Annotated in this window: 21 protein-coding genes and 1 tRNA gene; 13 read left to right on the forward strand and 9 right to left on the reverse strand. The window is 68.2% G+C overall.

Translation table 11 applies throughout. From position 1 onward, the window contains the following. Window positions 1-71 precede the first annotated feature (71 nt). Window positions 72-239, forward strand: coding sequence for a hypothetical protein (locus ACRSBM_RS39885; protein WP_166048541.1), 168 nt, complete (start codon window positions 72-74; stop codon window positions 237-239). 221 nt (window positions 240-460) lie between these two features. Here the strand turns inward: ACRSBM_RS39885 and ACRSBM_RS39890 are convergent, their stop codons facing one another. Continuing rightward, entirely contained in the window at window positions 461-1,723 is a 1,263-nt protein-coding gene (locus ACRSBM_RS39890) for a histidine kinase (protein WP_434451895.1), read from the reverse strand. A gap of 111 nt (window positions 1,724-1,834) precedes the next feature. On the opposite strand from ACRSBM_RS39890, the gene ACRSBM_RS39895 reads away from it, so the two are divergent. The 3 genes from ACRSBM_RS39895 to ACRSBM_RS39905 are packed head-to-tail and all read left to right on the forward strand — an operon-like array spanning window position 1,835 to window position 4,529. Then, the gene (locus ACRSBM_RS39895; protein WP_434453422.1) at window positions 1,835-2,542 is read left to right on the forward strand and encodes a (Fe-S)-binding protein; all 708 of its coding nucleotides are present in this window, start codon (window positions 1,835-1,837) and stop codon (window positions 2,540-2,542) included. Continuing rightward, entirely contained in the window at window positions 2,524-3,948 is a 1,425-nt protein-coding gene (locus ACRSBM_RS39900; RefSeq protein ID WP_434451896.1) for a LutB/LldF family L-lactate oxidation iron-sulfur protein, read from the forward strand. Before ACRSBM_RS39895 ends, ACRSBM_RS39900 begins: the two co-directional genes overlap by 19 nt. Beyond that, complete coding sequence (locus ACRSBM_RS39905; protein ID WP_434451897.1) at window positions 3,945-4,529, forward strand: LutC/YkgG family protein; 585 nt, start codon at window positions 3,945-3,947, stop codon at window positions 4,527-4,529. Before ACRSBM_RS39900 ends, ACRSBM_RS39905 begins: the two co-directional genes overlap by 4 nt. Window positions 4,530-4,532: 3 nt before the next feature. Here the strand turns inward: ACRSBM_RS39905 and ACRSBM_RS39910 are convergent, their stop codons facing one another. From ACRSBM_RS39910 to ACRSBM_RS39925, 4 genes are all read right to left on the reverse strand, one after another. Next, entirely contained in the window at window positions 4,533-4,979 is a 447-nt protein-coding gene (locus tag ACRSBM_RS39910; RefSeq protein WP_434451898.1) for a hypothetical protein, read from the reverse strand. 35 nt (window positions 4,980-5,014) lie between these two features. Continuing rightward, complete coding sequence (locus ACRSBM_RS39915; protein ID WP_434451899.1) at window positions 5,015-5,881, reverse strand: Fpg/Nei family DNA glycosylase; 867 nt, start codon at window positions 5,879-5,881, stop codon at window positions 5,015-5,017. Between the two features lie 15 nt (window positions 5,882-5,896). Beyond that, the gene (locus ACRSBM_RS39920) at window positions 5,897-6,334 is read right to left on the reverse strand and encodes a DUF983 domain-containing protein (RefSeq protein ID WP_434451900.1); all 438 of its coding nucleotides are present in this window, start codon (window positions 6,332-6,334) and stop codon (window positions 5,897-5,899) included. A gap of 94 nt (window positions 6,335-6,428) precedes the next feature. Beyond that, window positions 6,429-7,745, reverse strand: a complete 1,317-nt coding sequence (locus ACRSBM_RS39925; protein WP_434451901.1) for a sigma-70 family RNA polymerase sigma factor — start codon at window positions 7,743-7,745, stop codon at window positions 6,429-6,431. 159 nt (window positions 7,746-7,904) lie between these two features. Between ACRSBM_RS39925 and ACRSBM_RS39930 the strand changes: the two genes are divergently transcribed. The 5 genes from ACRSBM_RS39930 to ACRSBM_RS39950 all read left to right on the forward strand — a co-directional run bounded on the left by ACRSBM_RS39930 (window position 7,905) and on the right by ACRSBM_RS39950 (window position 10,154). After that, complete coding sequence (locus tag ACRSBM_RS39930) at window positions 7,905-8,303, forward strand: DUF7674 family protein (RefSeq protein ID WP_434451902.1); 399 nt, start codon at window positions 7,905-7,907, stop codon at window positions 8,301-8,303. A 33-nt stretch (window positions 8,304-8,336) separates the two neighbouring features. After that, window positions 8,337-8,412, forward strand: a tRNA-Gly gene (locus ACRSBM_RS39935). A 384-nt stretch (window positions 8,413-8,796) separates the two neighbouring features. Continuing rightward, entirely contained in the window at window positions 8,797-9,225 is a 429-nt protein-coding gene (locus ACRSBM_RS39940) for an OsmC family protein (protein WP_434451903.1), read from the forward strand. 134 nt (window positions 9,226-9,359) lie between these two features. Then, entirely contained in the window at window positions 9,360-9,752 is a 393-nt protein-coding gene (locus ACRSBM_RS39945) for a contact-dependent growth inhibition system immunity protein (RefSeq protein ID WP_434451904.1), read from the forward strand. A gap of 45 nt (window positions 9,753-9,797) precedes the next feature. Next, on the forward strand, window positions 9,798-10,154 hold the full coding sequence (locus ACRSBM_RS39950) for a septal ring lytic transglycosylase RlpA family protein (protein WP_434451905.1): 357 nt from the start codon (window positions 9,798-9,800) through the stop codon (window positions 10,152-10,154). 477 nt (window positions 10,155-10,631) lie between these two features. On the opposite strand, the gene ACRSBM_RS39955 is transcribed toward ACRSBM_RS39950, so the two are convergent. Beyond that, the gene (locus tag ACRSBM_RS39955) at window positions 10,632-10,781 is read right to left on the reverse strand and encodes a hypothetical protein (RefSeq protein WP_434451906.1); all 150 of its coding nucleotides are present in this window, start codon (window positions 10,779-10,781) and stop codon (window positions 10,632-10,634) included. 189 nt (window positions 10,782-10,970) lie between these two features. On the opposite strand from ACRSBM_RS39955, the gene ACRSBM_RS39960 reads away from it, so the two are divergent. After that, on the forward strand, window positions 10,971-11,183 hold the full coding sequence (locus ACRSBM_RS39960; RefSeq protein WP_434451907.1) for a type II toxin-antitoxin system Phd/YefM family antitoxin: 213 nt from the start codon (window positions 10,971-10,973) through the stop codon (window positions 11,181-11,183). Between the two features lie 9 nt (window positions 11,184-11,192). Here ACRSBM_RS39960 and ACRSBM_RS39965 read toward each other — a convergent pair whose 3' ends face one another. After that, a complete protein-coding gene (locus tag ACRSBM_RS39965) occupies window positions 11,193-11,624 on the reverse strand; it encodes a hypothetical protein (protein ID WP_434451908.1) in 432 nt (143 codons plus the stop codon). 10 nt (window positions 11,625-11,634) lie between these two features. After that, on the reverse strand, window positions 11,635-12,351 hold the full coding sequence (locus ACRSBM_RS39970; RefSeq protein ID WP_434451909.1) for a DUF433 domain-containing protein: 717 nt from the start codon (window positions 12,349-12,351) through the stop codon (window positions 11,635-11,637). A gap of 323 nt (window positions 12,352-12,674) precedes the next feature. Here ACRSBM_RS39970 and ACRSBM_RS39975 point away from each other — a divergent pair, with 323 nt between their 5' ends. Beyond that, entirely contained in the window at window positions 12,675-13,784 is a 1,110-nt protein-coding gene (locus tag ACRSBM_RS39975; protein WP_434451910.1) for a hypothetical protein, read from the forward strand. Here the strand turns inward: ACRSBM_RS39975 and galE are convergent. Continuing rightward, window positions 13,769-14,749 (reverse strand): UDP-glucose 4-epimerase GalE, encoded by a 981-nt coding sequence (gene galE, locus ACRSBM_RS39980; RefSeq protein WP_434451911.1) that lies wholly within the window; start codon window positions 14,747-14,749, stop codon window positions 13,769-13,771. The two genes, ACRSBM_RS39975 and galE, sit on opposite strands and share 16 nt — an antisense overlap. A 53-nt stretch (window positions 14,750-14,802) precedes the next feature. Between galE and ACRSBM_RS39985 the strand changes: the two genes are divergently transcribed. Together ACRSBM_RS39985 and ACRSBM_RS39990 are read left to right on the forward strand one after the other, a co-directional pair. Further along, on the forward strand, window positions 14,803-16,221 hold the full coding sequence (locus ACRSBM_RS39985) for a glycosyltransferase (protein ID WP_434451912.1): 1,419 nt from the start codon (window positions 14,803-14,805) through the stop codon (window positions 16,219-16,221). After that, entirely contained in the window at window positions 16,214-18,157 is a 1,944-nt protein-coding gene (locus ACRSBM_RS39990) for a glycosyltransferase (RefSeq protein WP_434451913.1), read from the forward strand. Before ACRSBM_RS39985 ends, ACRSBM_RS39990 begins: the two co-directional genes overlap by 8 nt. Window positions 18,158-18,213 lie beyond the last annotated feature (56 nt).

An 18,213-nucleotide genomic window follows, 5' to 3' on the forward strand; every position in this document is an offset into this window, starting at 1 on the left:
CGCGTTTCCTTCCAGGGAACGCGGGGCCCCCGCGTGACGCAGAACACAAGGTGCCGGGTTAGCATCGGTGGGTGACGTTCAACCCGATCCGCTGGCTCGAGCGCTACGTCGAGTGGTGGGACGACCGGGGCAGGCAGAACGCCGCCGGACCGACGCCGATGCACATCTACTGGATGTGGGTGAGCTGGAGCGTGTGCGCCGTCGTGCTGATCACGACTTTGGCTGTTGCAGCACGCTGAGCCGAGTGCCGGTCAGCACTTACAGCTGTTGAACCCCTTCGCGGTGCATTTGATGCAGACGCGGACGCGCTCGGGTGCTTGTTGTTCGTGCACTGGATGTGGCCCTTAACTCGCGGCCGGCCTCTGTTCGCTCAAACGGCCGGCTGATCATTGGTCAACACCACAATCGGCACGTTCCCCGCCGGGGTTGAGCATCCTTGCGTACGCAACTTGATGGTGCGTCAGGCGCGGATGGCGGGCTGCTCGGCCGTCATCGGCTCGTCCGTCAGCTGCGACCCGATGTTGAGGTTCGGCAGCACGTTGCGGGCGAACTTCGGCACCTTCAGGATGACCTTCGTGCCGGCGTTCGGGGCGGTCTCCACGACCAGGGCGTACTCGGCGCCGAACACCGTCCGCATCCGGTCGTTGATGTTGCCGATGCCGACGTGCGCGCCGGTCTGGTGGGCGTCCTTGATGTCGTCGAGGCGGTCCGGGTCCATGCCGACGCCGTCGTCCTCGACGCTGATCAGGGCCTCGTTGCCGTTGTCCTCGGCGGTGATCGTGAGCATGCCGCCGCCGGGCTTCTTCGCGAGGCCGTGGCGGACCGCGTTCTCGACCAGCGGCTGGAGCACCAGGAACGGCAGCACGACCTGCAGCACCTCGGGCGCGATCCGCAGCCGGACGCTCAGGCGCGCGCCGTAGCGGGCCTGTTCGATGGTCAGGTAGCGGTGGATGTTCGTGAGCTCGTCGGCCAGCGTCGTGAACAGGCCGTCGGTGCGGAACGAGTAGCGCGTGAACTCGGCGAACTCCTGCAGCAGCTCACGGGCGTGCGACGGGTCGGTCCGGATCAGGGACGAGATCGTGTTCAGCGCGTTGTAGACGAAGTGCGGCGAGATCTGCGCACGCAGGGCCCTCACCTCGGCCTGGGCCAGCGCCTGGCGCTGCTTCTGGACGACCTCCAGCTCGAGCTGGGTCGAGACGAAGCGGGCGGTCTCCTCGGCCATGCGGATCTGGCGCTTCGAGGCGACCCCCGAGACCACGATCAACGTGCCGGCGACGTCGCCCTCGACAAGCAGCGGCACCACGACGACGCTGTGCAGCGAGCACGGTCCCTGCAGCTCGCAGCCGAGCTTGCGGTGGTCGACGTGTTCCTTGTGGCAGTTGTTGATGGCACGGGCGACCGTGTCGCGGAGGTACTCGTAGTGGTCGTTCGCGCCGCCGTCCCACGAGAGGACGGTGCCCTCTTCGTCGGTGATGGCGACCGCGACGCACCGCAGCATCTCCCGCAGGTGGGGCGTGGCCTTGTCGGCGGCCTCCTGGGTCAGGCCCGCGCGGAGGTCGCTCGACGCCTTGGACATGCGGTCGAGCATGTCCATCACAGCATCCTCGACGGAGGTGCTGACTCGTCGAGCGCGGCACAGCATCACGAAGAGGCCAAGAACGGCCAGGGTCGCGATGACACCGAGCACGGCGCGCTCGGTCAACAGGTCGCCCACGGTGCACATGCTGTGCCGTGGGGCACCCGGATAGCAAGAGGCGCGTCCGGCGTACGCCCGTACGGTCCACCGCTCCGGCTAGACATCCGATGAATTTGGGGAGAAGGTGTGCGCGTGAAAGTGGCCCTCTTCGCGACCTGCCTGACCGACACGTTCTTCCCGGAGACGGCACGCGCCGTGGTGCGTCTGCTGGAGCGGCTCGGCTGTTCGGTGGAGTTTCCCCTGGACCAGACGTGCTGCGGCCAGATGCACTTCAACACCGGCTATCGGGAGCAGTCGAAGCCGCTGGCGCGCAAGTACACCGACGTCTTCGGCAGCTACGACTACGTGGTTGCGCCATCCGGGTCATGCGCCGGCATGGTCCGGGAAATCCATCCCACGCTGGGCACGGCCCCGCCGCGCACGTTCGAGCTCGCGGAGTTCCTCGTCGACGTGCTCGGCGTGACCGACGTCGGCGCGTGGTTCCCCCACCGGGTCACCTACCACCCCACCTGCCACTCGCTGCGCATGCTGGGCGTGGGAGACAAGCCGTTGGCGCTGCTCAGGGCCGTCAAGGCGCTCGACCTGGTGGAACTGCCCGACTCGACGCACTGCTGCGGCTTCGGCGGCACGTTCGCGGTGAAGAACGCCGAGACGTCCACGGCGATGCTCGCGGACAAGATGACCAGCGTGCTCTCCACCGGCGCCGAGGTGGTCTCGGCAGGCGACAACTCGTGCCTCATGCACATCGGCGGCGGGCTGTCGCGGCTGCGCACGGGCGTCCGACCGGTGCACCTGGCCGAGATCCTGGCTTCGACGGAGGAGGACCCGTGGCGCGCAACCCGGTGACGTGGCTGGGCAGTCCGACGTTCCCCAAGGCCGCCCACACAGCGCTGGCCGACACCCAGCTGCGGCAGAACCTGCGCAAGGCCACCGGCACCATCCGGGGGCGCCGGGAGGCCGCGGTCGCCGAGATGACCGACTGGGAGCAGCTGCGGGTCGCCGGCGAGCAGATCAAGGACGACGTCCTGGCGCGGCTCGACACGCTCCTCGTCCAGCTCGAGGAGTCGGTCACGGCACGCGGCGGCGTCGTCCACTGGGCGCGGGACGCCGAGGAGGCGAACCGGATCGTGCTCGACCTGTGCCGCGAGGAGAACGCGAGCGAGGTGGTCAAGGTCAAGTCCATGGCCACGGCCGAGATCGGACTGAACGAGGCCCTCGAAGCCGGTGGCGTGCACGCGATCGAGACCGACCTGGCCGAGCTGATCGTGCAGCTCGGCGAGGACCGGCCGTCGCACATCCTGGTGCCCGCGATCCACCGCAACCGCTCGGAGATCCGCGAGATCTTCCAGCGCCGCATGGGCGTCGAGGTGTCGGACGAGCCGGCGGACCTCGCCGAGGCGGCCAGGACCTACCTGCGGCAGAAGTTCCTCACGACGAAGGTCGCCATCTCGGGAGCGAACTTCGCCGTGGCCGACACCGGGTCGATCGTGGTGCTGGAGTCCGAGGGCAACGGCCGGATGTGCCTCACGCTGCCGGAGACCCTGATCACCGTGATGGGCATCGAGAAGCTCGTGCCGTCGTGGCAGGACCTCGAAGTCTTCCTGCAGCTGCTGCCGCGCTCGTCCACCGCGGAACGGATGAACCCGTACACGAGCGTGTGGACGGGCGTGACCTCCGGCGACGGCCCGCAGAAGTTCCACCTCGTGCTGATCGACAACGGCCGCACCGCCACGCTGAAGGATTCCGTTGGGCGCCAAGCACTCCGCTGCATCCGGTGCTCGGCGTGCCTCAACGTCTGCCCCGTCTACGAACGCACCGGCGGCAAGTCGTACGGCTCCGTCTACCCCGGCCCGATCGGCGCGATCCTGACGCCGCAACTGGTCGGCGACATGCACGATCCGCTGGCGGCCTCACTTCCTTACGCCTCTTCACTTTGCGGCGCGTGCTTCGAGGTCTGCCCGGTGCGGATCGACATCCCGTCGGTCCTCACGCACCTGCGCGCCGAGGCCGTGGAGGCCAAGGGCCGCACGGCGGAGTCCGTCGCGATGGCGGCCGCCGCGTGGATCTTCGCCTCGGCCTCGCGCTACGAGAAGGCGCAGAAAGCCGGTTCCCTGGCGCGGTTCCTGGCCAGGGACGGCCGGATCACCTCGCTGCCGTGGCCGGGATCGAAGTGGACGTCCTCACGCGACGTGCCCGCACCGCCGTCCGAGTCGTTCCGCGTTTGGTGGAGGAAGAACCGTTGCCAAGAATGACGAATACAGCCGCACGAGAAGTGATCCTCCAGCGGATCCGCGACGCGAAGGTGCCGGCGGCCCGGCCCGTCGTCCGCGGCTACCACCAGGAAGGGCCGGGCGGCGTCGAGCTGTTCGCCGAACGGGTCGCCGACTACCGCGCGATCGTGCACACGGTCACCGACGTGCCCGCGGCGCTCGACCGTCTCAGGGGCAAGCGAATCGTTGCGCCGCAAGGCGTTCCGGACGAGTGGCTGATCGACGGCGTCACGTGGCTGCGCGAACCGCTCACGATCGAGGAGCTCGACCAGTCCGACGGCGTGCTCACCGGGTGCGCGGTCGCGATCGCCGACACCGGCACCATCGTCCTCGACGGCGGCGCGGCCCAGGGGCGCCGCGCGCTCACCCTGCTGCCCGACTACCACCTGTGCGTGGTCCGCCAGGACCAGATCGCGGCGTCGGTGCCGGAAGCGTTGCACCGGCTGGAACCGACGCGGCCGCTGACGTTCATCAGCGGCCCGTCGGCCACGAGCGACATCGAGCTCAACCGGGTGGAGGGCGTCCACGGCCCCCGCACGCTGGAGGTGCTGATCGTCGGTTAGGACTCAGCCGCAGTGCACTCCGGAGACGGTCCTGACGGCGGTCTCGTCGTAGTACTTGGTGACGGCGTGCAGCGAAACGCACTTGCCCTTGGCGTACACCTTGACCGGGCCGGCGTAGTACTGGAAGTTGCCGGCGTCGAAGTCGTTGTTGTAGCCGGGACGGTTGTTGTCGTCCTCGCGGAAGTCCTGGTTGTACATGCTGATGCTGGCGTAGTGCTTGAACTGCGAGTAGTACGACGTCTTCACGTTCGCCGCGCAGTTGTAGCCGTTGCTGGAGTTGTAGTAGAGCCGGATCGTGCTCAGGTGGTTGCCCACGCTCGACTTCACCGTGTAGGTGTCGATCAGCGATCCGGTGCACCCGTACTCGGCGGCGTTGGCGTTCATCGGCGCGACGATGAGGGCCGCTGCGGCGGCCACCACGACGGCGACGGCATTCCTCAGACGTGTCATGCGACCGAGGCTCGGCCAGTCCGGTTAAGCGGCGGTTATTTGAGCAGGCGGGACAACCGGCGGTCGGCCAGCGGCTTGCCGCCGGTCTGGCACGTCGGGCAGTACTGGAACGCCTTGTCCGCGAACGACACCTCACGCACGGTGTCGCCGCAGACCGGGCACGGCAGCCCGGTCCGCGCGTGCACCCGCAGGCCCGAACGCTTCTCGCCCTTGAGCCGCGCCGCGTCCTGGCCGACGGACCGCGCGACCGCGTCGGTGAGGGTGCTGAGCATCGCCTCGTGCAGGTGGTCGAGCTGCTCGGAGTTCAGCTTGCCCGCCGTCGCGTAGGGCGAGAGCCGGGCCATGTGCATGATCTCGTCGGAGTAGGCGTTGCCGATGCCCGCGATCAGGCTCTGGTCGGTGAGCGCCGTCTTCAACCGCTCGGTGCGCTTGTCCAGCAGGTCCTCGAGCTGCGTGCGGGTGATCCCCAACGCGTCCGGGCCCAGCCTGGCGACGCTCGCGATGGACTTCGGGTCGCTCACGATCCACGCCGCGAGCCCCTTCTTCGTGCCCGCTTCCGTCAGGTCGAATCCCGGTCCCTGACCGGGCGGCCCGAGGTGCACGCGCAACGCCAGCGGCCCGCGCCCCTGCTTGGGCGGCGGCGCGGACATGGTGTCCGCCCAGCGCAGCCAGCCGGCCCGGGCGAGGTGGACGACCAGGTGCAGACCGTCCGCGACCTCCAGGTCGAGGTGTTTGCCGTGCCGGTGCGCCGCCACGACCTCCTGGCCGTGCAGCGCCGTCCACGGCGGGTCGAACGTCTTGAGGACCTGCAGTGACGCCACGTCGACGCGGTGCACCGTGCGGCCGACCGCGTTCTCACGCAGGTGGTGGACCAGTGCTTCTACCTCGGGTAGCTCGGGCACCGGTCCAGTGTCGCATCAGTCGACGGGTTGCAACGGGCCTTCGACGTCCGGCAGCGAGTGCATCTCGATCGTCCGGGCGACCCGCGACGCCTCCTGGCGCACCGCCAGCGGCCCCCTGACCTGGCCGATCCACCGCTCGGGTGGCAGCTCGTCGGCCGTGGCCTTGCTCTCCGCGACCAGCGTGTGCGGCCGGCGCAGGGCCCAGCGGACCGGGAAGAAGGCGAACAGGAAGGCCAGCGCGAGGATCAGCCACGCCGGCACCACGACCTGCTCCGGCGTCCAGGCGATCAGCACGACCACCATCACGACGAGCATGCCCGCCATCATGATGCCGGGCAGCGCACCACCGCTGACGTCGTGTTCGAAGTCGTCGGACTCCACGGGGTTGCGCCACTCGATGCGGCTGTGGACCGTCCACATCCGCCCGTCGGCACCGCGTACCAGCCGCGTCATGTACCCGTCTCCCACGCTCGGTCGGTCTTGGTCAAACCGTACCTGGCGCGGGCCGAGCCTTGTGGGTGAACTCGGCCGAGCTTGATCGTCACCGTCAGTTCTGGAGCGGCTTCGTCGGATACAGCGTGGCCGTCGTCGCCGTGGTCCGCGCGGTCGAACACGGCACGGAGGACGGCGCCGAGGACGCCGTGGGCGGTTCGGACGTCGACGGCGTGTTGAGCGACCGGATCTCACGCGAGGTGGTCTGCACCGTGCTGACCACCCCGGACTCCTCGGACGACTCGACGATCGTCTCCGCCCGCTCGGCCGGCGGCTCCCGGCGCGGCTCGCTGGTCGGCACCGGCGCGTCCGTCGTCTTGCGCACGGTCTCCTGCCGCTGGCCACCGGGGTTGATCAGGTTCTGCTGCGGCTCGCCCTGCCGTGGAGTCGGCGGAGCGAGCACGACCTCCTGGCTGCGCCCGGAACTGGCCGAACCGGAGGTGTTCAGGGCGATCACCGGGTTCTGGTCCGGCTGCAGCACCGCGACACCGGGGCCGCCGGTGAACACCGATGCCATCGTCCCGAACAGGCCGACGGTCGCCACGCTCGCCGCCGCGAACGCCATCTTCGCCTTGGTGACGAGCACCTTCCCCGCGAACGCGAGGCCGAGCGCGGACGGCACGACCAGGAACGCGGCGTTGGCGCGCAGCGTCGCGCAGACCTCGTTCAGCTCGATGTGGAGCTGTGAGCAGGACGAACAGGTGTCGAGATGGCCGCGGATCCGGCGTTCCTCGACGCCCTGGACGCCGCCGGCGGTGTACGTGCCGAGCTTCGCGCGGATAGCCGCACACGACGAACGCCCGTCGTCGGCCGCGAGGTGCGCCTGCAGGTACGCCGCCCGCAGCCCCTCACGCGCGCGGCGAGCCAACGCCGACATGGCGTTCGGCGAAAGCCCGAAATGCGGTGCCACGGTGGCGGGCCGCTCGCCCTCCACCTCGACGCGCCACAGCACGACCCGCCAGCGTTCCGGCAGGCTGGAGAAAGCCCTGGTGATGAGGTTGTGCTCGACCCGGCGGTTCGCGTTGTCGCTCACCGGCTCGACACGCCGGCCCAGCTCCTCGTCCTCGACCGGCACGTCCCGGCGCCGTCCGCTCCACTCCCACGCGACCCGGCGCGCGACGGTCAGCAGGTACGTGCGGACGTGGTCCGTGGGCCCGCTGCCGCGGCGGATGGCCTGCAGCATGCGGAAGAACGCCTCGGCGGTGAGATCGTCAGCTTCGGCCGCCTCGCGGACGTGCCTGAGGGAAAAGCGGCGGATCGCGTCCGCATGCCGGGAGAACAGTTCGCCGTAGGCCGAGTCGTCTCCCTCGCGCACTCTGGCGAGCAGGTCCCGGTCGACCTCGTTCTCGTCGACCATCACAGGCCTCAACATGCCACAAGGGGCCAGACCTGCTCCTTGTCGAGAACAGGTCGATATACAAGACCATCCGTTAGTAGTGGGCTGATCAGCGCAACGCATTCGGTGACAGGACGGTCACAGGTGGGCGTCGGGCCGTCGGCCGGACAAGATCGAGCGACTATCGTCACGAGCGTGGTGGACTGGCGGGAACGCGCTTCGGCCCTGGTGCCGGAACTTCGTGCTGTCGCCGAAACCGAGGAATGGTCCTGCCACGTCTTCTTCTCCGAGCTGTCCCAGCTGACCCAGGAAGCGCACCGCGAACAGGCCGACGACGTGCTGCGCCGCGCGTACGGCTTCGCGCACTGGTGCTTCCACCAGCCGGAGCAGTTCCTGGAGAACGCGGCGTTGATCAGCTTCTACGAGCACGTGTTCGACGACTGGGACCTCCGCGAGGAGGTCGCCGCCTGGCTGCCGGTCGACGTGCTGCCCAAGGTGCGGGCCCTGTGGGAGTGGCGCTGGCCGAAGGAACAGTTGTCCGAGGTAGATCAACTGCTCGCCGGTTTGGAACCCCCCACGCAAGATGCCGTTTGAGCGCTGTTGTATAGTTCTCTCCCGTAAGGCAGTGCGGATGTAGCGCAGTTGGTAGCGCATCACCTTGCCAAGGTGAGGGTCGCGAGTTCGAGTCTCGTCATCCGCTCCACTTCACTCGGGGTGGCTCATGCTCACAAAGAGCGTGAGCCATTTCTCGTTTCGCCATCATGTTGGGGGGGCGACCCCCCAAACCCCCCGGCTCCCGGCTCCCGGCCCTCGGCGCCCCGGCTCCTCGCCCCCGGCGTCCCCAAGCCTCCGAGTTTCCCGCGTCCCAACCCGGCGCCCCCGAGTTTCCCGACTCCCCCAAGTCCCCCTCAAAACCCGCACCTCCAAGCCCTCTGCACCCCTGCGATTTCCTGGCGCGGTTCACACTTCAGGCTCTCCCAGTCTCGACCCGTGGTTCTCGGGGTGATCTCGGCGGCGACCCGTGAAAGGGTGGTCGTAGCCGCTCGCATCAACCTGATCGAGCTCGTTCGACAAGGACCTGGAGACCATGGCCATCACTCAGACGGCAAACGCGCACTGGGAAGGCTCCCTCGTCGAGGGCAAGGGAAACGTCAGCCTCTCCACCTCGAACAGCGGCAGCTTCGACATCGACTGGAAGGCGCGCGCCGAGGAGGCGGGCGGCAAGACCAGCCCCGAGGAGCTCATCGCCGCCGCGCACTCGTCCTGCTACTCGATGGCGCTCTCGCACGGCCTCACCGGCGCGGGCACGCCGCCCACCTCGATCGACACCAAGGCCGAGGTCTCGTTCCAGGCGGGCGTCGGCATCACCGGCATCCACCTGACCGTCCGCGCCAACGTGCCCGGCCTGTCCCAGGAGGACTTCGTCACGGCCGCCGAGGGCGCCAAGGCGAACTGCCCGGTCTCCAAGGCACTCGCCGCCGTCGAGAACATCACTCTCGACGCCGCTCTGGTCTGAACCGCGGCACCGTAGGCCCAGGCGCCTGCGGTGGTGCGACGTCGCCGGGCTGCTCGGCCACCTCAGCCATCCCGGCCGAGCAGCTCTTCGGCGACGGCCGCGCCAGGTCTTCCCCTGGCATGGACGATGGGTGCGTGGACCGGGACAGAACGCTGGCGCACCTCAGCGACGACGACTGGCGCAGCCCAGACTCGTCGTCGACCCAGCTCTACCGGGACCTGTGCGCGTTGCGCGACCTGCCGGTCGGACAGCTGACGCCGACATCGCTGCACCTGCTGGTGACGCACCAGGTGGGCCTGGACGTGACCGCTCTGCTGGCGCTGGAACAGGTCGAAGACGACCCGCTGCGCTCGGTCGCGCTGTACCCCGGCGACCTGCTCGCGGCTCTACTGAGAGTAGATCACTCCTTCTGGGCCGATCACCCAGAGTTGCTGTCCAGGATGTCCGCATTGCTGGACCGCCTGCGCACCCTGCCCGACGGGGACTGGCAACTCCTGGTGTCCGCGGCCGAGCAGTTTCCTGGTTAGGCGAGCGTTAGGCGAGTCTTTGCCGCGGACTGAGTTCCTAGCGGCATGGCAAAGACTCTCGCGGCGGCCGGCCTCACGCTGGCCTCACTCGCCGCCACCGCTGTCCTGTTCTCCCCGGTCGCTTCCGCCGAGACCTGCAAGGCTTCCTACTACTCCGGCGGCGGCACGACCGCCAGCGGCGAGCGCTTCGACCCCAACAAGCTGACCGCCGCGCACAAGACACTGCCGTTCGGAACGCGCGTGAAGGTGAAGAACCGTTCCAACGGCAAGACGGTGACGGTGCGGATCAACGACCGTGGCCCGTTCATCACCGGCCGCTGCGTCGACCTGACCCCTCGCGCCTTCAAGGCGATCGCGCCGTTGTCACAGGGCGTGGTCGGCGTGACAGTGACGAAGGTGTGATCGAGTAGAAAACGATCGTTTCGCTTGACCCAATCGAGTGAACGAGATAGGCAATCTGGGTGTTGGCGGCGATGAGCGGGCCGGGTCGGCTCGCGACGGGGGCACTCCTAGGCGCGATCGTCGCCGCGTTTTCCGTGCTCGCACCGCATGTCGGGTCGCTCGCATCGGGCGATCCGACAGCACCCGGAAGCGACAGACCGGCCCGCGTCTCGTTGGTCAACACCCCTTCGTTGATCCCAACGCAGTCCGAACCCCCGTCACAGACAGTGTCGTCCAGCGAGTCGTCCGCGCCGTCTTCTTCTTCCGCGACAACGACTACGACGACCAGCTCCACCGCCGCGACCACCACGGCCGTGACGACGACAACCACCCAGGCGCCGCCGCCCGTCACGACCACGACGACCACACGGCCGCGGCCTACGACGACCACCACGACCACCCGTCAGTGCGGGCTCATCTTCTGCTGATGCGCCGTTCTTATCGACGTTGGCGCCCGCGCGCCCGGTCCTGCTGGTTCACGCTGCCGATCGTGCCGCCCGCTTCGAGCCGGATCTCCCGGACCGACCGCCCCAACTCGAACGCGATGCGGGCCGCGTCGTAGGCCTCGTCCGCCCCGGGCTCGGTCATTCGCCGATCACGGAGTTGCTGCCAGTCGGACATCGTCATCGCTCCCGTCGTGCTCGTCCACGGTGTGCAGCTGATCAATACACCGCGCCGGCGCATGACGCGCGCGCAGCGTTGCCACGAACCCTTGCTGATCATCACGGGGACACTTACAGCGTCTTGTCCCTCGAAGGGCGGGTGCCAGTGAAGACCATGAGCTACTCCGAGTTTCGTGCGAAGTACGCCGAGACGCTCGACTCCGTGGTGAACGACCGCGAGGAGGTCGTGATCGTGCCCCTTGACGACTACCAGTCGCTCAAGGGGACCGCTTACCTGCTTCGTAGTCCGGAGAACGCGCGGCGTCTGATCACGTCCATCGAACGACTGGCGTCCGGCGGCGGATCGCAGCACGAACTCGCTGAATGAATGCACCGGTCACTGAGAGGCCGGCGAGGCGGGCTTGTAGGAGTACTCGTGGCGGGCGTTCTTGGTCAACGAGAGCCACCACGGCCCGTCTGGACGCTCCTTGATGAATTGCTCCACGGCGTCCCAGTGGATCGCCAGTCGCACCAACTGCGACCAACGATCGAGATTTCCGGCGCCTCGCAGGTTCACGCACTTCAGGCCATGCTCGTGGGCCAGGGCGGCCTCGTACGGTCGCGTGCGCAGGTGATGGTCAATCGTGATCACCACCCAGCCGCGCGAGGCCACGAGCGGAATCCACTCGATGTCCTGCATTCCAAGACCTACGAGTTGATCCACAGGAGGTCGGCCGATCAGGGCTGTGTCCTTACGCAGCCCTGAGATCGCCTTGCCCAGTGCGAGCGTGTTCTCGTCCACGAAGAAGCCGACGTCGTCGAGCTCCATCGAGATTGCCTCAGGCCACCAGGTTGTGCGTAGCGGTGAAGTCGACCGCTTGCTGAACTTGGTCGGGGGTCAACTCGTACCAGTCGGCAACGTCTTCGACCTGGTCACCTGCGAACACCATCTCGGCCAACGTCGTCACGAGGATGCTTCGTCCGACGATGGTGGGCCGTCCGCTGCGATGCTCCGGGTCGATCGCCACGTCCGGGTAGCGAGGATCGGCTTGGAACCGCACTGCGATGGTCTTCCCATCCTGGGGCCGAACAGGGTCGGCTTCGTAAGTGGCCGCCCGAACGAACCGCTCCACTCGTGGCGTCACCACAAGCTGACCCGTGCGTACGATGACGAAGAGATCGTCCTCGAGCCCGGCAGCGTGCTGAGCACGCATGAGGATCTCCCGCCCGTTCGGAAGCAGGAACGGCTGTGCGTAGGCCAAGGGATACCTGTGCCCGAGCTCCTGACGCAGGTGATCGACGACGATGCGCAGCTTCTGGATCCTGATGTGGTCGAAGTCCCGGTACTCGCTCAACAAGCGAACCTCGGTGAACTCACCCCACGTGACCCATCGATCCCCTGTCGACTCTTCCCTCACGATGGGCGCGTAGTTCTTGTCAGCTCGGCGATAGCCGTCGACCCACCGCCGGGTTGTGTCCTGGTTCAGCCCGAGGAGCCGATCCACCTCGCGGAAGGTGTAGACCGGTCGATCCAGCAGTGAAACCACTTCGCCCACGACGCCACGATCGCACAGAACGACCTGTTCAAGGCAACCTGCCTCAGCAGGAGTGCGAAGATTTCCGTTGATCAGGTGACGGAGCCGCGGCCAGCCTCAGCCCGGACAGGTCTCGGTGAACGCCCGCCCGCCCCCGGACCCCGGCAACGCCCCGGCAGAGCGCCAAAAGCGCCTACCACCAGCCCCCACCGCGCGCCACGTGATCAACATAATCAGTGCGAAGCGCCACAACCAGGTCACGACTTGAGAGGCCCGCACGAACCGATAAAGGGACACGGGCACAATGTCCGAGTCTCATGTTCGCGCGGAAGGGGGTGCCAGGGGTGACCTGGCAAGACGAGCTGCAGAAGCTCGACAACGAACTCGCCTCTGGTCGGATCTCGGCTGACGACTACCGACGCCGCCGGGACGAGGTCCTCTCCGGGTCGGCCGGCGGTGGGCCTGCCCAGAATCCTCAGGGCGGGCCTTTTGCGCCGCCGTTCAAGTGGGAGGCGCAGCCGCCCAGCACGTCGGACCGCACGCAGGTCGTGAACGTGCAGGGAGCACCGCAGCAACAACCGCCGCAGCCGCAGCAGAACCCGAACCCCGACGCCACGCAGGTGGTCGCCGGTGGTCAGCGTGGCGGTGGCGACGCGGACCGCACGCAGTTCGTGGCACCCGTCCAGCCGCAGCAGGGTGGCTGGGGTCAGCAGCCCCAGCAGGCCGCGCCGCCGCCGTGGGTCGGCGGTGACTTCGACCAGATCAACCAGCCCTCACCGAGCTGGAGTCACGGGCCCGAGGTCTTCGACGACTCCAGTGGTGGTGGCAAGGGCAAGATCTTCGCGATCGTCGGCGTGGTGCTGGTGCTCGCGCTGATCGGTGGTGGCATCTGGTGGTTCACCGCGGGCAGCAAGTCCGGCGGTGACAACGTGGCGACCAGCAACACGACGCCGCCGCCCACCACGTCGTCGAGCGCGGGGCCGAAGCTGCCGCTCAACGGTCTGCAGGGCAAGGTCGACTCCGCCAACACCGGTCCGGTGACGGTGGACAAGGCGTCGAAGGAGAAGTCGCAGTTCAGCCCGGACGAGGCCGCTCTGCTGACCACGTGTGGTGCTGAGGAGGGCATGTCCCAGGTGCTCTTCGCGGACGACTGGTTCACCCAGGTCCACATCTTCAGCTGCACCGACGGCGCGACGGCCAAGACCGCGGCCGACGCTCTCGCCGAGTTGCAGAAGGGGTACGGCTTCGCGGCCACGACCGGTCCGAAGCAGCTGCCCTCGATGGTGTCGGAGAAGGCGACCGACGTGCCGGACGCGCCGTTCGACTCGCGCATCTTCTACGTCTCGGAGAAGTCGGTCGTGCGGGTCGAGGTTCGCGGCAAGACCAAGGCCGCCATGGACACCGGCGCGGAGAAGGTCGTCACCGCGATCGACAAGAACTACCCCGCCAAGTGAGAACTGGCGTGCCACTGCCACGCCGTGGCGAGGATCTCGGGAAGACCGAACCTGGCACGCCAGCCCAGAACGTCGAAGGCACGGGCCGGATCCGCCCACACCACGGGCGGGTCCCCCGGCCTCCGGTCGCCGAACGTCACCGGCAACGGCCGGTCGGCGACCTGCTCCAGCCCCTTCACGACCTGCAGCACCGAGTACCCGGTACCGGTCCCCAGGTTCAACGCGGCCGACGAGCCACCGGACCGCAGGTGCTCCAGCGCCAGGACGTGCGCCTCCGCCAGGTCGACCACGTGCGTGTAGTCGCGGACCGCGGTGCCGTCCTCGGTCGGGTAGTCGCTGCCGAACAACGTCACCGGTGGACGCGCTCCCAAGGCGGCCTTCGCCAGCAGCGGCACCAGGTTGTGCGTCGGGCCCCAGTCCTCGCCGATGCTGCCGTCGAGCGCCGCCCCGGCCGCGTTGAAGTAGCGCAACGACATCCAGCGCAGGCCGTGCGCGTTCCCGTACGCCTCGATCATCCGCTCGCCCACGAGCTTGCTGTGGCCGTACGGGCTGATGGGCTGCAACGGACTGTTCTCGGTGATCGGCAGCTTGTCCGCGGCGCCGTACACCGAACAGGACGACGAGAACACCAGATCGCGCACGCCGGTCCGGACCAGGGCGTCCAGCACGGACAACGTGCCGGTCGCGTTGTGGTGGAAGTAGAGCCCGGGGTCCTTCATGGACTCACCGGGGTTCTTCAGGCCGGCCAGGTGGATGCAAGCCGTCACACCGTGGTCGCGAATGACCTGTTCCAGCTTCGCGGTCTCGGTGACGTCGATAGTGTGTACGGGGGTGCCGGACGGTACGGCCGCGGGCGAGCCCGTGCGCATGTTGTCCACCACGACCGCGTCACGCCCGGCTGCGGTCAGCGCGTGCACGACGTGCGAGCCGACGTAGCCCGCACCGCCGGTAACCAGGATCGTCACCGCTTGTCCTCCGTTCGACGGCGACAGGCTATGCCAGACCCACGAGGGGATTGATGTCGACCATGACTCGCCAGGTCGTGTACGTAGTCCCGGACGTCACGGAGCCGTCCGGTGGCGTGCACGCCATCTACCGGCACGCCGAGCTCGCCGGGCGCACCGGCGTCGACGCCAAGGTGTGGCACCTCGCCGAGGACTTCCGGTGCTGGTGGTTCTCCTCGAGCGCGAAGGTCATCAGCGGCGAGACCGTCGAGCTGGGGCCGGACGACCTGCTGGTCGTGCCCGAGGTGCTGGTGATGGACGGGTTCGACCCGGCGCCCGGGGTGCGCAAGGTCATCTACAACCAGAACCACTACTACACCTACGACAACTTCAGCGGCACCGACTACCCGGCGTGGAAGCCCGCGCCACAGGTGTGGGCGGGCTCGGTGATGACCACCAACGTGCTGAAGGCGTTGCTCCCCAAGCTCAAGGTCCAACTGGTGCCGAACGTGATCGACACCGGGCTCTACCGCTTCGCCGAGGAGCGCAAGCGCAAGATCGTGCTGCTGCCGCGCAAGCGTCCGCGCGAGGCCACGGTCCTGACCTCGATCTTCAAGAACGACAAGCGTTTCGCGGGCGTCGAGGTCGTGGCGCTCGACGACGTGACCGAGCAGCAGATCGCCGATGAGCTGGCGGACGCGTCGATCTTCATCGCGCTCCACCGCGACGAGGGCTTCGGCCTGCCCGTCGCGCAGGCGCTCGCCGCCGGCTGCGTCGTCGTCGGCTATCCGGCGGGCGGAGGCGCGGAACAGTTCACCGCACCGGGCACGCACGCGGTCGAGGACGCCGACGTGCTGTCGATCGTCGAGAAGACGGCCGCGGTGCTCGCGCAGGAGCCGTCGATCGACGAACGCCGCTCCTACCGCGCGTGGGTCGAGGAGCACTACTCCGAGGACTCGCTGGTCGAGCATCTGCGGGCCGCGATCACCGCCGCCACCAGGACCAAGGCGAAGGGCGGCACGGCCCGCCACCCGCTGACCCAGGTCGTCGTGCCCGACACCGACCCCGCCGCGGACCAGCTGGAACGCAGCCTGGCGTTCGCCGAGGAGCAGAAGGCCGCCCGTGAGCGTGCCGAGTCGGTCGCGACCGGTCTCGAGGAGGCGCTGGGCAAGGCGCTGGCCGAGCTTGAGGAGTCCCGCAGCCGCGAGTACGTGGTGGCGCAGGAGCTGCACGACCTCAAGTCGGAGTACGCCGAGCTGGCCAAGGCGGCCGAGCGCCTCACCGCGCTGGACGAGGCCACGACGCTGCTCGCCGAGTACGCCCGCGACAACGACCGCCTCAACCGCAGGCTCGACGAGGAGATCCGCCAGCACACGCACTGGCGCACGACGCTGCAGGACAAGATCGACGACCTGGAGCGCTCCACGTCGTGGCGCGTCACGGCCCCGCTGCGCAAGGCGACCGGCGTGATCAAGGGCGGCCGCAATGCCTGATCTGCGTCTGCGCGTGGTCCAGTCGCGTTTCCAGAACGCGTTCTTCCACGAGCTGGCCGAGGCGATCGTCGACGAGGCGACCCGCCTGGGCGTGCCGGCCGACGTCGTGACGTCCGTGGTGGACACCGAGCCGGACGACGTGTTCGTGCTGCTGCCCACGCACGAGTACGCGGTGCTGGAAGGCGGGCAGTTCCTGGAGGACCCGCGCCTCGCGAAGCGCTGCATCGGCATCACGGCCGAGCAGCCGTCGTCGTCGCACTTCGACACGAACGTCTACTACGGACACAAGCTCGGCGCCGTCTTCGACTTCAGCACGCTGTCGGTGAAGCGCTACCGGACGCACGGCATCGAGGCCGAGCACCTGCAGTTCGGCTGGACGCCCAGCTGGGACAAGTTCAATCCGGACGCCGACTCCCACGAGCTCGACGTGCTGTTCATGGGGTGCGCGACGCCGCGCCGTGAGCACGCTCTCTCGAAGATCGGCCGGCAGCTGTGGTCACGCCGCAGCCGCCTGATCCTCTCGGACAACGCGGCTCCGAACACCGGCGACCACGCGGCGTTCGTGACGGGTGAGCGCAAGCGGGAGCTGTTGGCGGGCACCAAGGTCCTCGTCAACATCCACCAGGCCGACGAGCCGTACTTCGAGTGGCTGCGCGCCGCCGAGGCCGCGCACTGCGGCGCGGTGATGCTGTCCGAGACGTCGCTGCACACCGAGCCGTTCCGGCACAACGAGCACCTGGTGTTCTCCGCGCTGTCCACGATGCCGCACGCGCTGGCGGCGTTGCTGGAGGACCCGGACCGGCTGAACACGTTGCGCCGCAACGCCTACGCGCTGATCAAGGAGAACCCGTTCTCCGTCGGCGTCGAGAAGCTGGTGTCGGTGGCGCAGGACCTGCGCAAGACCCACGAGGGCCACCGGCTGCGGCTCGGCCCGAGCCGCACGCAGCCGTTCCGGCAGAAGATCACGCCCGCCTGGGAGCGTCCCGCCGAGAGCATCGACGGGGTGCGCCAGGCGATCCGCGAGATCCGGCTCGACATCATCGACCTGCGCCGGCGCGTCTCGACGGACCCGGCGCTCGACCCTACGCCGGTGATCGACCAACGCACGCCCGCGTGGGACCGCCGCACGCCACGCGTCTCGGTGATCATGGCGCTGTACAACCACGAGCCGTACGTCGTGGAGGCGCTGGAGTCCGCCGCGTCCGGCTCGTACCACGACCTGGAGATCATCGTCGTCGACGACTGCTCCAACGACGGGTCGAACGAGACCGTGCGCAAGTGGATGGACCGCAGCCCGCACGTCCCGATGACGCTGGTCCGGCACCCGGTCAACCGCGGTCTGCCGCGTTCGCGCAACGAGGCGTTCAAACACGCGCGCGGCGAGCTCGTGTTCGTGCTCGACTCGGACAACGCGATCGTGCCCACCGGCCTGGAACGGCTGGTCGCCGCCATCGACGCGGATCCGGAGGCGTCGTTCGCGTACGGGGTGCTGCAACGCTTCGACTCGACCGGCCCGGTCGGCCTGATGGGCGTGTGGCCGTGGGAGCCGTGGCGGCTGCGCTACGGCAACTACATCGACGCGATGGCGTTGATCAAGGCCACGGCGCTGCAGAAGTTCGAGGGCTACACGCTCGACCGCCGCCTGCACGGGTGGGAGGACTACGAGCTGTGGTGCCGGGTAGCCGAGAGCGGTGGACACGCGGCGCACGTGCAGACGGTCGTCGGTCGCTACCGGCAGTCGGCGACCTCGATGCTCAGTCTCACGAACATCTCCCAGGACGCGGGCTTCGACGCCGTCCGGGAGAGCTGCCCACGCCTCATGTCGGGTGCGCTCGAACTGCAGGACGACGCTCTCGGCGACTGGCTGTCGAGCGTGCGTGCCGAACGGGAGGCACGTGACGTGTGGCTCAGCAACTGGGAGACGCAAAACGCCTAGTTGCTGGCGTTTCGTAGCCTAGGTTTCACTGGTTCGTGTCTTTGGTCCTGGGGGAG

This window comes from Lentzea xerophila (assembly GCF_051094245.1).
GTDB lineage: Bacteria > Actinomycetota > Actinomycetes > Mycobacteriales > Pseudonocardiaceae > Lentzea > Lentzea xerophila.

What these genes read in the sequence shown, in the direction of transcription:
- ACRSBM_RS39905 (WP_434451897.1), top strand. Translation starts at nt 3,945, where the DNA reads ATGACGAATACAGCCGCACGAGAAGTGATCCTCCAGCGGATCCGCGAC.
- ACRSBM_RS39925 (WP_434451901.1), bottom strand. Translation starts at nt 7,745, where the DNA reads ATGTTGAGGCCTGTGATGGTCGACGAGAACGAGGTCGACCGGGACCTG.
- ACRSBM_RS39985 (WP_434451912.1), top strand. Translation starts at nt 14,803, where the DNA reads ATGTCGACCATGACTCGCCAGGTCGTGTACGTAGTCCCGGACGTCACG.
- ACRSBM_RS39950 (WP_434451905.1), top strand. Translation starts at nt 9,798, where the DNA reads ATGGCAAAGACTCTCGCGGCGGCCGGCCTCACGCTGGCCTCACTCGCC.
- ACRSBM_RS39920 (WP_434451900.1), bottom strand. Translation starts at nt 6,334, where the DNA reads ATGACGCGGCTGGTACGCGGTGCCGACGGGCGGATGTGGACGGTCCAC.
- ACRSBM_RS39990 (WP_434451913.1), top strand. Translation starts at nt 16,214, where the DNA reads ATGCCTGATCTGCGTCTGCGCGTGGTCCAGTCGCGTTTCCAGAACGCG.
- ACRSBM_RS39940 (WP_434451903.1), top strand. Translation starts at nt 8,797, where the DNA reads ATGGCCATCACTCAGACGGCAAACGCGCACTGGGAAGGCTCCCTCGTC.
- ACRSBM_RS39960 (WP_434451907.1), top strand. Translation starts at nt 10,971, where the DNA reads ATGAGCTACTCCGAGTTTCGTGCGAAGTACGCCGAGACGCTCGACTCC.
- ACRSBM_RS39955 (WP_434451906.1), bottom strand. Translation starts at nt 10,781, where the DNA reads ATGACCGAGCCCGGGGCGGACGAGGCCTACGACGCGGCCCGCATCGCG.
- ACRSBM_RS39910 (WP_434451898.1), bottom strand. Translation starts at nt 4,979, where the DNA reads ATGACACGTCTGAGGAATGCCGTCGCCGTCGTGGTGGCCGCCGCAGCG.
- ACRSBM_RS39965 (WP_434451908.1), bottom strand. Translation starts at nt 11,624, where the DNA reads ATGGAGCTCGACGACGTCGGCTTCTTCGTGGACGAGAACACGCTCGCA.
- ACRSBM_RS39890 (WP_434451895.1), bottom strand. Translation starts at nt 1,723, where the DNA reads ATGTGCACCGTGGGCGACCTGTTGACCGAGCGCGCCGTGCTCGGTGTC.